9 protein-coding genes are annotated in these 11,467 nt (G+C 63.2%); 5 read left to right on the top strand and 4 right to left on the bottom strand.

All coding sequences use genetic code 11. From position 1 onward, the window contains the following. The first annotated feature begins 22 nt into the window (after window positions 1-22). The 4 genes from KHO33_RS30615 to KHO33_RS30630 all read left to right on the top strand — a co-directional run bounded on the left by KHO33_RS30615 (window position 23) and on the right by KHO33_RS30630 (window position 4,962). The gene (locus KHO33_RS30615) at window positions 23-1,246 is read left to right on the top strand and encodes an efflux RND transporter periplasmic adaptor subunit (protein WP_200566566.1); all 1,224 of its coding nucleotides are present in this window, start codon (window positions 23-25) and stop codon (window positions 1,244-1,246) included. A gap of 59 nt (window positions 1,247-1,305) precedes the next feature. Next, the gene (locus KHO33_RS30620; RefSeq protein ID WP_200566565.1) at window positions 1,306-2,775 is read left to right on the top strand and encodes an efflux transporter outer membrane subunit; all 1,470 of its coding nucleotides are present in this window, start codon (window positions 1,306-1,308) and stop codon (window positions 2,773-2,775) included. A 79-nt stretch (window positions 2,776-2,854) separates the two neighbouring features. Next, window positions 2,855-3,541 carry a heavy metal response regulator transcription factor gene (locus KHO33_RS30625; protein WP_200566564.1) on the top strand — a complete coding sequence of 229 codons (687 nt, stop codon included), beginning with the start codon at window positions 2,855-2,857 and terminating at the stop codon, window positions 3,539-3,541. Then, window positions 3,538-4,962, top strand: coding sequence for a heavy metal sensor histidine kinase (locus tag KHO33_RS30630; protein WP_200566563.1), 1,425 nt, complete (start codon window positions 3,538-3,540; stop codon window positions 4,960-4,962). Before KHO33_RS30625 ends, KHO33_RS30630 begins: the two co-directional genes overlap by 4 nt. Here the strand turns inward: KHO33_RS30630 and dinB are convergent. From dinB to KHO33_RS30650, 4 genes are all read right to left on the bottom strand, one after another. Further along, a complete protein-coding gene (dinB, locus tag KHO33_RS30635) occupies window positions 4,959-6,125 on the bottom strand; it encodes a DNA polymerase IV (protein WP_128576586.1) in 1,167 nt (388 codons plus the stop codon). The genes KHO33_RS30630 and dinB overlap by 4 nt on opposite strands. Window positions 6,126-6,308: 183 nt before the next feature. Beyond that, the gene (locus KHO33_RS30640) at window positions 6,309-7,454 is read right to left on the bottom strand and encodes a substrate-binding domain-containing protein (protein WP_054038802.1); all 1,146 of its coding nucleotides are present in this window, start codon (window positions 7,452-7,454) and stop codon (window positions 6,309-6,311) included. Window positions 7,455-7,584: 130 nt separating this feature from the next. Beyond that, window positions 7,585-8,586: an ABC transporter permease gene (locus KHO33_RS30645; RefSeq protein WP_054038800.1), complete on the bottom strand. Its 1,002-nt coding sequence runs from the start codon at window positions 8,584-8,586 to the stop codon at window positions 7,585-7,587. Then, the gene (locus tag KHO33_RS30650; protein ID WP_200566562.1) at window positions 8,583-10,190 is read right to left on the bottom strand and encodes a sugar ABC transporter ATP-binding protein; all 1,608 of its coding nucleotides are present in this window, start codon (window positions 10,188-10,190) and stop codon (window positions 8,583-8,585) included. The genes KHO33_RS30645 and KHO33_RS30650 overlap by 4 nt, the downstream gene beginning before the upstream one ends. Before the next feature lie 252 nt (window positions 10,191-10,442). On the opposite strand from KHO33_RS30650, the gene deoC reads away from it, so the two are divergent. Continuing rightward, a complete protein-coding gene (gene deoC, locus KHO33_RS30655) occupies window positions 10,443-11,453 on the top strand; it encodes a deoxyribose-phosphate aldolase (RefSeq protein WP_200566561.1) in 1,011 nt (336 codons plus the stop codon). The last annotated feature ends 14 nt before the right edge of the window (window positions 11,454-11,467 follow it).

Genomic DNA, 11,467 nt, shown 5'->3' on the forward strand with positions numbered 1-11,467 from the left:
CTGACTGAGATGGCTGACTGAGATGACCGAAAAAACCCATGCATCGCTGGCGATTCCCGCGCGAGAGACCGAAGGCGGCCACGCCTTGCCGCCGCGCAATCGCGAATGGAAACGCGCCAAAATCGCCATCTGGATCGTGCTGGCGCTGCTTGCCGTGGGCGCGTTGCGCACGGTGATCGCGAATGTTCTGCAAAGCCGCTCCGTCGCCGAGACGACGAAGCAGAACGCCACGCAGTATGTGAACGTGGTGAGTCCGACGCAAACCGCGGGAGGTGGCAACACCTTGTTGCCGGGCACGTTGCGCGGCTTTGTCGAATCGCCGATTTACGCGCGCTCCACCGGTTATCTGCTGCACTGGTACGCCGATATCGGCACGCGCGTGAAGCAGGGGCAACTGCTCGCCGATCTGGACACACCTGAGATCGATCAGGAACTCGCCCAGGCGTTGGCCCAGCGCGCGCAAACCAGTTCGAGTCTCGGCCTCGCCAAAAGCTCGATGGAACGCTGGCAGCAACTGCGTCAACGCGATGCGGTCTCGCAGCAGGAACTCGACGAACGGACCAGCACCTACACGCAGGACCTGGCCAACCTCGCCGCCGCCGATGCCAACGTGAAGCGCCTGCAGCAACTCGAATCGTTCAAGCGCATCGTCGCGCCGTTTGCGGGCGTGGTCACGCAGCGCAATGTCGACGTCGGCGACCTGATCGACGCGGGCAGCGGCACGAGCCGCGCGCTGTTCGCGCTGGCGCAATCGGATCCGTTGCGAGTCTATGTGCAACTGCCGCAGGCGTACGCACAAAACGTGTCGGTCGGGCAGAAGGTGGTGGTGACGCAGGCCGAATTGCCGGGCCAGCAGTTCCACGGCACGATCACGCACATCTCCGGCGCGATCGACGTGCCGACCCGTTCGTTGCAAGTCGAAGTGACGCTGCCGAATCCTGACGACAAGCTGCGGCCCGGTGCATACGTGCAGGTAGCCGTGCCGGCGGCGGCCCATGCGCAACTGATGGTGCCAGGCAACGCCTTGCTGTTCCGCGCCGAAGGCCCGCGCGTCGCAGTGGTCGATGCGAAGGGCAACGTGGCCTTGCACAAGGTCGTAATCGCGCAGGACCTGGGGCAGTCGCTCGAAATCGAAAACGGGATCGAGGCGAACGACAAGATCATCATCAACCCGAGCGATTCGATCGCGGACGGCGACCACGTGCTGATCACGCAGCCGCAGAAAAGCGGCAAGGGGGCGTCGTGATCGCGAAGCAGGCGAGCGCTTATCGGGCACTGACATCGCGAGCGACACGAACGTCACGCATGGCGCTGGCGGCCACGGCGAGCGCGGCCTTGCTGGCCGCGTGCACCGTCGGCCCGGATTATCAGCGGCCGCAAGCCGAAGTGCCGCCAACCTGGCAAACGGATTCGTACTGGCGCGTCGCGGCGCCTTCGCATGCGCCGATTTCGCTGGACTGGTGGAGCGCCTTCGGCGATCAGACGCTCGGAACGCTGGAAACGCAGGCGCTCGCACAGAATCAGACACTGGCCGCGGCGAGCGCCCATTACGCACAGGCCAAAGCGACGCTGGCGAACACCCGTGCGCAGCAGATTCCTGAAGTCGATCTCGGAGCGTCCGGGTCGCGCTTCAGAATTTCGCATGATCGCCCGCTGACCAATTACGGCACGCCGACCACGTCGACAGTGCAGAACAATCTGCAACTCGGCCCGACGATCAACTACGACACCGATCTATTCGGCCGGATACGTCGTGAAGTGGAAGGCGCCGCAGCCTCCGCGCAACAGTCAGCCGACGATCTTGCCAACGCACGGCTCGTCCTCACCACCGATCTCGCCACCGACTATTTCTCGCTGCGTGAACTCGACGCCGAGATCGACGTGCTGAATCAATCGGTGAAACTGCAGCAAAAGGCGCTCGATTACGTCACGACCGAGCACGATCTCGGCTCGGTGTCCGGGCTCGACGTGTTGCAGCAGAAGTCGCTACTCGATTCGACGAAGGTGCAGGCGCAACTCCTGCTGAATCAGCGCGCGCAGTTTGAGCATGCGATTGCCGCCCTGGTCGGCGTGCCCGCGCCGCAATTCGCGATCGAGCCCAAAGTGCTCGACACGCAGGTGCCGGCAATTCCGCTTGGTTTGCCGAGCGACGTCTTGCAACGCCGTCCGGATATCGCCTCGGCAGAGCGCGCGATGGCCGCGGCGAACGCGCAGATCGGCGTCGCCAAGGCAGCGTTCTTTCCGAGCCTGACGCTGACGCCGAGCATCGGCTGGGAAAGCACGCAGTTCGCGAGTCTGTTTAGCGCGCCGACGCTGATGTGGACGCTCGGCGCGGCCGTGGGCCAGGTGCTGTTCGACGGCGGCCGCCGTGCAGCGAACGTGCAATTTGCGAGCGAAGGCTACAAGGCCACCGAGGCGAACTACCGGCAAACCGTGCTCAACGCATTCCAGCAGGTGCAGGACGGCATCACGGGTCTCTCCGTTCTGGATGGCGCGTCGAAGCAGTCGCGTGAGGCAGTGACCGATGCGCAGCATCTTCTGGCGCTCGCCAACGACCGTTATTCGGGCGGCCTCGTTGCCTACCTCGATGTCATCACCGCGCAGCAGTCGTTGCTCACCAGCGAGCGTCAGGACGTGCAGATTCACGGCCAGCAGATGACCCTCTCGGTTTCACTGGTGAAGGCGCTGGGCGGCGGCTGGGATGCCGGCACGGACCTATCGGGCGCGCAGCCGCCCGGCAATGCAACGAAGGAGGCGATGGCTCCCGCGAAGTGAGCCGCCCGACAATGACACGGCCAGACAGGAAAAAGGAAAAACGAGGCGTTTCGTATAATGCAGATACAAGGGGACGCGGATGAAATTGCTGATCGTTGAAGACGAGCATAAGGTGGTGGACTACCTGCGCTCCGGTTTGACAGAGCAGGGCTGGGTCGTCGACGTCGCGCTCGACGGCGAGGAAGGCATGCATCTGGCCACCGAATTCGATTACGACGTGATCGTCCTCGACGTCATGCTGCCCAAACGCGACGGCTTCAGCGTGCTGAAGGCGCTGCGCATGCGCAAGTCGACGCCGGTCATCATGCTGACCGCCCGCGATCATGTGAACGACCGCGTGCGGGGCTTGCGCGAGGGCGCCGACGACTACCTCACCAAACCCTTTTCTTTCCTCGAACTGGTCGAGCGGCTGCATGCGCTGGCGCGCCGCACGCGTTCGCAGGAGTCGACGCTGATTTCCGTCGGCGATTTGTTCGTCGATCTGATCGGCCGGCGCGCCACCCGCGAAGGCGTACGCCTCGATCTGACCGCGAAGGAATTCCAGTTGCTGAGCGTGCTGGCGCGCCGGCAAGGCGACATCCTCTCGAAGACCGCCATCACCGAACTCGTGTGGGACGTCAACTTCGACAGCCATACGAACGTGGTCGAAACCGCGATCAAACGATTGCGCGCCAAGCTCGACGGCCCGTTTTCCTCGAAGCTGCTGCATACCGTGCGCGGGATGGGCTACGTGCTCGAAGTGCGTGAAGAGGCAGAGCAATCATGAACCGTTCAATCGCGCGCCGCCTTGCGTTGATGTTCGCACTCGTGGCGCTGTTCGTATTCACGCTGGTCGGCACCGGGCTGTTTCTGATTTTGCGCACGCAGCTCGAACACCATTTGCGCGAGTCGCTCGACGACCGTACCGAGATCGCGCGCATCATCGTCTATCACGCGGTGACTCCAGAGAAGTGGCGCATGGCGCGCGAAAAGCTCACGGACATGATGCCGCACGACGGCAGCACCGTGTATGCGGTGTCGAGTACGGACCCGTATTTCCACTATGGCAAGCCCATCGAGGGGCCCGTGGTGTCGAGCTGGCCGGGTGGCTACGCGAGGGTATCGCCGGTCGGCGGCGGCGCGGACATGCTGACCATCACCGTGACGATACCGGCTTACGGGGCCCGCCCACCTGTGCAATTGCAGGTCGCCGCCAGTTGTTCGCCGAATACCCGCACAATGCGCGTGTTCGGAGCGGCGCTCGCCGCGCTGTCCGCGTTGGGCAGTCTCGCCGTGCTGCTGCTGAGTTACTCGGTGACGCGGATCGGGCTTGCTCCGTTGACGCGTCTAACGCGAGACGCATCCGCGGTGAGCCCGAATAACCGCTCGCAGCGTCTGAATACGGCCTCGCTGCCGCTCGAATTGAGCGATCTGGCCAACTCGTTCAACGGCGCACTCGAACGTCTGGACGGCGCATACGGCCGCCTCGAGTCGTTCAATGCGGACGTCGCCCATGAACTGCGTACGCCGGTGACGATTCTGATCGGCCAGACCGAAGTAGCGTTGACACGCAACCGTTCGGTCGACGATTTGCGCCATACGCTGCAATCGAATCTCGAAGAGTTCGAACGCATGCGCGCGATCATCAACGACATGCTGTTCCTCGCTCGCGCCGACCAGGGCGAACGCGCGACGGGCCTCGTCGAGGTGTCGCTGGCCGCGGAGGTTGCGCATACGCTGGAGTTTCTCGAGATTCCGCTCGAAGAAGCACGCGTGCATGCACAGTTGCGCGGCGACGCGGTGGCGCGTGTGAACCGCTCGCTGTTCGGCCGCGCCTGCACGAATCTGCTGATGAACGCGATCCAGCATTGCGCGCCCGGCGCGGCGATCACGGTGACGATCTCGGAAGTAGCGGATCAGTTGCGCGTAGCGGTGGCCAACCCGGGCGAGCCGATCCAGCCGGCTGTGCTCGAACATCTGTTCGACCGGTTCTATCGCGCGGAAGTGTCACGCACCAATAGCCGCGAAAACCACGGACTGGGTCTCGCGATCGTGAAGGCGATTGCCGAGATGCATCGTGGCACGGTGTCGGTGGAAAGCGCGAACGGCGTCAACACGTTTGCGTTTTCGATTGCGGCGTCGAGTGCGGAAGCCAGCTTGCCGGCAGCGCGCACGAATGCCGGTGTCCCGGCGGAAGCAGCAGGTTAATCGTCGCTGGTAAAGGGCAAGTCGGCCTGAACCGGTACGCGCCGCTTTGCCGGTTGCGCGTTGGCCGGCGTCAAGGCGCTCACACGCACGCCCAGCAGCCGCAGCTTGCGGTTCAGTTCCACCCGTCTCAGACATTCGGTTGCGGCGCGCCGGATCTCGGTGGCGTCGGCGGTCGGTTCGTCGAGCGTCAGATCGCGTGTGACCGTGCGGAAGTCGTCGTAGCGCAGCTTGATGCCCACGGTGCGGCCCACATATCCCTTGCGTACCAGATCGTCCGCTACCCGCACGCACAGGCTGGTAAACGAACTGGAGAGGGCCGGGCGATCATGACGTGGATGCAGATCGCGTTCGAAGGTCGTCTCACGGCTCATCGACTTGGGTTCCGATTCGACCACGACCGGCCGCTCGTCGTAGCCTTGCGCGACCTGCATGAGCCAGGCCGAGTAGCTGCGTCCGAAGTTGTCCTGCAACAAGCCCGCGTCCGCCGCCGCCAGATCGCCGACCGTGGCGAGGCCGAGCGCGGTCAACTTTTCCGCGGCTTTCGGCCCGATTCCATTGACCTTGCGCACCGGCAGCGGCCAGACGCGCAAGGGCACATCCGCGGGCGTGAGGATCGTGAGGCCGTCGGGTTTATCGAGTTCGGAGCCGATCTTCGCCAGCAGCTTGTTCGGCGCCACGCAAATGGAGCAGGTGAGGCCGGTCGCCTGATTGACCGCCTGCTTGATGCGCGCGGCGATCTCGCGCGGCTCGCCGGGCAACTCGGTAAGGTCGATATAGATTTCGTCGATGCCGCGGTCTTCGATCCGATCGGTGAAGGTGGCGACCGCCTGTTTGAAGAGACGCGAGTAGTGGCGATACGACTCGAAATCGGTGGGCAGCAGAATCGCGTCCGGCGCGAGCACGGCGGCTTTCATCATGCCCATCGCAGAGAACACGCCGAGCGCGCGGGCTTCGTAGGTGGAGGTGGTCACCACGCCGCGGCCCGCGTAATCGCGCAGCTTCGCAAAGCGAAGGCTGCCGTCTTCAAGCGTTTGCGGCACGGCATTGCGGCCGCCGCCGATCACCACCGCCTTGCCGCGCAATTGCGGATAGCGCAGGAGTTCAACGGACGCGTAGAACGCGTCCATGTCCAGGTGCGCGATGTGGCGGCTTGCAGAACTCATGGATGGCGGAAACGGGTGACGGTGCGGGCAGCGAGCATAACAGCCGATGCATGTGCCGTGCTGCCCGATCGTATGGCTTGCTGCGTCGGGCGTCAGGACGTGCAAGCCATGATGCGCTGCACGCCGGACGCCAAACCGTAATAGTACCTTGCTCCGCCGGGGCAAGGTGCCGCGCTTAAAGCATTAGCCGCAAGCCGGCTTGGCTTTCTTGCAGGCATCCGCAAGCTGGGGCGGCGGGTCTTTCTTGAACACCGTCTTATACGACTCGAGCACGTTCGACTGAACCACCGGCAGAGACTGCACGCCGATCCACGCCGGCGGCGTCTGGCCGATCAGCGCCTTCATCATCGCCATCGCCTCGGCCACGCCTTGATCGTACGGGCGTTGCGAGCCGGTTGCCTTGAGCGGCCCACCCTTGGCGATCTCGATTGCGGACTGAAGGCCCAGATCGACCGTCGTGACAGGAATGTTCACGCCCTGCGCGCGCATCGACGTCAGCGTGTCGAGCGCCGGTTGATCCCAGACGGCGAACAGCCCCTTCACGTCCGGATTCCCGGTGAGGAAATCGCCCGCGATCTGGCCCACTTTCGACGGGTCCGTAAACGCGACCTGTTTGACCTTGATGTCCGGACGGTTCTTCTTGATCCAGTCGTTGACGGCCTTGGTGCGTTCCGTCGTGCTGAAGTAGTCCACGCCGAAGTTCACGAGCCCGATCGTGGCGCCCTGCGGGACGCACGAGGCCAGCACTTTCGCGGCGATCTGGCCGTTGCCTTCGCTGTCGGCGGAAATCATCGCCGCGTATTGTTCAGGATGCTTCAGGCCAGTCGGCACGTTGTCCATGAACACGAGTTTGATCCCGGCCTCGGACACTTTCTTGTAGGTGGCGGCCGTGGCCGTGCCGTCGACCGGAATTGAGATGATGCCGTCCGGGTGACGCTGGATGGTGTTCTCGATATCCGCGATCTGCTTGTCGACCTGGTATTCCGCCGAAGCCGTGCCGATCACTTCCACGCCGTACTTCTTGAGTGTGTCCGTGATGCCTTGCACCTGCAATTGCGACCAGTCGAGATTCATGGTCTGCATCGAAATGCCGACCTTGAATTTACCGGCTTTGATTTTGGCGATGTCGGCGTCGCTCAGCTTCACCGCATCTACCGAGGCCGCTTTTTCGCCGTTCGGCCCTTGCCCGACAATCGTTTTCGGTCCGATCGAACCGGCCGGCAGGCTGGTCACGCATTGCGCGTAAGCGCCCGACGACGCCAGCGCCACGACGGCGGCCGCCGCCATGAGAGTGGGTAGAACACTTCCTGAGCCACGACGATGTTTCATGATTCTTCTCCGTTGGTCTTCATGTTTGTGTTACGTCTCCTGCCATTCACGAACAACGCGGGCACGTGACATCTCGCGTGATCGACGTGCTTTCCTTATTTCCCTGGTTACTTCCGGGTCACTTCCTGAATCACTTCCTGGTAAAGGCCACAGCCGCGACGATGATGGCGCCCTTGATCACCAACTGCAGCGACGAACTGACGCCGAGCAGGACCAGCCCGTTATTGAGCGTGCCGATGATGAGACTGCCGAGCAGCGTGCCGAGCACGAAGCCGCGGCCACCAAACAGGCTGCAACCGCCGAGCGTCACGGAAGCAATCACATCGAGTTCGAGCCCCTGCACGACATCGGGCCGCGCCGCATGCGAGCGCGCGGCGAGTACGAGCGCCGCAAGCCCGGCCAGCGCGCCGGTGAGAATGAAGGCGAGGGTGGTCACGCGTCGCGTGTTGATGCCGGAATAGAGCGCCGCAGTCGGATTGCCGCCCGCCGCATAGATCTGCCGGCCGAACACGCTGTAATGCAGCAGCAGGATGCCGGCGATCACGGTCAGCACCGTCCAGATGATCGGCACCGGCACACCGGCAATATCGCCCTCGCCGAAGATCGAGATGAACGAGTCGTTGGTGATGATCTCGGGCCGCGTTGTCGTCACCATCAGGGCGAGTCCGCGTGCCGCGCTCAAGGTGCCGAGCGTCACGAGGAACGAGGGAATGTTCAGCCGCGTGGTGACGACGCCATTGATCGCGCCGACGATTGCACCGGTGCCGATGCCGGCAATCGCGCCGATGATCCAACTGTCGCCGACATGCGACATGGCGAGCGCCGCGGACATGCCCGAGAGCGCCAAGGTCGACCCCACCGACAGATCGATCTGCCGCGCAATGATCACGAAGGTCATGCCGATCGCGACGATCGAGACCAATGCGGTCTGCCGGCCGATATTCAGGAAGTTGTCGATGGAGAGAAACCACGGCGAGGCGAAGCTGAACACCACCAGCAGGATCGCGAACGCGCCGTAGAGCGCATAGGGCCGGTCGCCTTGCAGGAGGAGTTGCGCGAGGCGCCGCATACGGCTCTTCTGCGGTGGCGATGCCTGCCGTTTAGCCGTCAGCGGCGAGACAGAGTCGTTCATGTTGCGTGCTCGATGGAAGAACGGGACAGTTGAATCAGGTGATGAAGCGCTTCGGCGTTGGCGAGTTCAGCGCGCTCGACGGTCTTGACGATCGAGCCGTCCGCGACGATCGAAATCCGGCCGCACAGGCGCAACAGTTCATCGAGGTCCGAGGACACGACGAGCACGGCCGTGCCCGCTCGCGCGGCGTCATGCACTACGCCGTAGATCTCCTCGCGTGCGCCGACGTCGACGCCGACAGTCGGTTCGTCGAGCAATAGAAGCGTGGGACGCGGATGGTTCCACTTCGCGAAGACCACTTTCTGCTGGTTGCCGCCGGATAAAAACTTGACCGCGGTCGAGGAGCCGGGCGCCTTGACGGCCAGCTCTTTCATCGAGCGCTTCGCCTGGTTGACGGCCGCCTGGCTGCGCAGCCATCCCCAGCGAGAAAATTGCGGCAGCCGCGGCAAGGTCAGGTTGCGTTCGATCGAATGATCGAGCACAAGCCCTTCAAGATGACGATCCTCGGGCACCAGTGCTATGCCGAGCTGGATGGCTTCGGCGGGCGTGATACGCGAGCGCGATTGACCGCCGATCTCGATGGCGCCCACGTCGATCCTGCGAATGCCAAAGATGGTTTGCAGAATTTCCGTGCGCCCGCTGCCGATCAATCCCGCAAGCCCGTGAATCTCGCCAGGACGAACCGTGAGGTCGACGTCGTGAAGCCTGTCATTGCTCACGTTCGATAACTTGAGAACGGGTACAGCGGCGGCATTGGCCGTGGCCGATGTTTGCGGTCCAACAGCGGATTCATCGCCGGTAGCGCCGACAGCCGTTCTTTCCCGTGCCTGCAACGCGGCATGGCCGGGACCGACAATCGCCGCGACCAGCTGCTTCATATCGGTCTCCGCCGTCGAAAACGTGCCGGCGTTGGCACCATCGCGGAACACGGTGACGCGCTGCGAAATCCGAAACACCTCATTTAAACGATGCGTCACGTAGATAACGCCCACGCCACGGTTCGTGACCGCACGGATCGCGTCGAACAGAATCTGCTCTTCGCCACCGGTCAGCGCCGAGGTGGGTTCGTCGAGGATCAGAACCCGCACGTCGCCCATCAGCGCCTTGCAGATCTCAGTCATTTGCCGGTACGCGAACGGCAACGCGCCAACGGCGGTGCGCGGATCGAGCGGGATGCCGTGCGAGCGAAGAAATTCGCTGACCGTTGCCATGAGCTGGCGGTTCTTCACAAAGCCGAGACGCGTGCGAGGCTCGCGCCCCAGCATCAGATTGGCGCCGACCGATAGCGATTCGACGAGGCTCAGATCCTGGTAGACCACGGCAACACCCGCCTCACGCGAGCGCGCCGGCGACTCGAACGCCACCGTCTGACCATCGATCTCGATGACGCCGTCGTCGTAGGTGTGAACGCCGCTGAGAATCTTGATCAGCGTGGATTTGCCCGCGCCATTTTCGCCGAGCAGGGCATGCACTTCGCCGGGCAACACATCAAGGCTCACACCGCGCAGCGCCTGCACGCCACCAAATCGCTTGGTGACGCCCGCAACACGGATCAATGGAACCTGAGGCGATGACGCGGCCGCGACCGCAACCGGCTCACTCATCTGGCATGTCTCCTTCGTCAATACGACGACATTCTTTTCTTGGTATGTGGTGCTATCGGCCAAAGCCGCGTTGTGATCTTCGCATCATGAATATGGTGCGTCAATAACATTGGCGGCGCTGATAGGGCTTTAGTGCCTGCTTATGTGATGATTGAATCGGAAAGCTTGTTATGATTCTATCAATCGTTGTAGCATAAGTGGGAACAAATTGTCGGCGGCTGTTGTGCGCCGCATCAAATTTTCGGATGTCTTATGCCTGAAGCCCCTGTGCTTTCTTCTTCGGTCGTCGCGCTGCGCGGCGGCCCGCTCATTCACCCGGTGCGCAACCCGGGCATGCCGTTCGACGCGTCCTGGCTGGACGGCTTGCGCGTCAACCAGTCGGCCGTCGAACGGCGCACGGCGACGCTTGCCACGCGCCGTACCGTCAAGAAAGATGCGCAGGCGGCCTGGCTGCTGAAGGCCGTCACCTGCATCGACCTCACCACGCTCAATGGCGACGACACCGAAGGCCGCGTGCGCCGCCTGTGTGCAAAGGCGCGCCGGCCGGTACGGGCCGATCTGCTCGAAGCGCTCGGTATCGCGCCGCAAGGCATCACGACGGGGGCGGTCTGCGTCTATCACCGGTTCGTCGCGGCTGCGGTGGACGCGCTGCAGGGCAGCGGCATTCCGGTCGCGGCGGTATCGACAGGATTTCCCGCTGGGCTGATTCCGCATCCGCTGAAACTGAAAGAGATCGAGGCTTCGGTCGCGGACGGGGCGCAGGAAATCGACATCGTTGTCACGCGTGAATATGTGCTGACCGGCAACTGGCAGGCGCTCTACGACGAAGTGCGCGACTTCCGCGCGGCCTGCGGCCCGGCGCACCTGAAGACGATTCTGGCGACCGGCGATATCCGCACGCTCTCCAACGTAGCGCGCGCCTCGATGGTCTGCATGATGGCCGGCGCCGACTTCATCAAGACGTCGACCGGCAAGGAAGGCGTCAACGCCACGCTGGATGTCTCGCTGGTGATGGTGCGCATGATTCGCGAATACCAGGAGCGCACCGGCGTGCCGATCGGTTTCAAACCGGCGGGCGGCGTGTCGAGCGCGAAGTCGGTGCTGTCCTATCAGATCCTCATGAAGGAAGAGCTCGGCCGCCCGTGGCTCGAACCGGAGCTGTTCCGTATCGGCGCCTCGAGCCTGCTGGCCGATATCGAACGCCAGCTCGAACATCACGTGAGCGGTCGTTACTCCGCTTTCAACCGTCACCCCGTAGCCTGAACAGAAGACCGATC

It is taken from the genome of Paraburkholderia nemoris (assembly GCF_905221015.1).
Lineage (GTDB): Bacteria > Pseudomonadota > Gammaproteobacteria > Burkholderiales > Burkholderiaceae > Paraburkholderia > Paraburkholderia nemoris.

Coding starts and splice junctions, on each gene's coding strand:
- KHO33_RS30615 (WP_200566566.1), top strand. CDS start 23: ATGACCGAAAAAACCCATGCATCGCTGGCGATTCCCGCGCGAGAGACC.
- KHO33_RS30620 (WP_200566565.1), top strand. CDS start 1,306: ATGGCGCTGGCGGCCACGGCGAGCGCGGCCTTGCTGGCCGCGTGCACC.
- KHO33_RS30625 (WP_200566564.1), top strand. CDS start 2,855: ATGAAATTGCTGATCGTTGAAGACGAGCATAAGGTGGTGGACTACCTG.
- KHO33_RS30630 (WP_200566563.1), top strand. CDS start 3,538: ATGAACCGTTCAATCGCGCGCCGCCTTGCGTTGATGTTCGCACTCGTG.
- dinB (WP_128576586.1), bottom strand. CDS start 6,125: ATGAGTTCTGCAAGCCGCCACATCGCGCACCTGGACATGGACGCGTTC.
- KHO33_RS30640 (WP_054038802.1), bottom strand. CDS start 7,454: ATGAAACATCGTCGTGGCTCAGGAAGTGTTCTACCCACTCTCATGGCG.
- KHO33_RS30645 (WP_054038800.1), bottom strand. CDS start 8,586: ATGAACGACTCTGTCTCGCCGCTGACGGCTAAACGGCAGGCATCGCCA.
- KHO33_RS30650 (WP_200566562.1), bottom strand. CDS start 10,190: ATGAGTGAGCCGGTTGCGGTCGCGGCCGCGTCATCGCCTCAGGTTCCA.
- deoC (WP_200566561.1), top strand. CDS start 10,443: ATGCCTGAAGCCCCTGTGCTTTCTTCTTCGGTCGTCGCGCTGCGCGGC.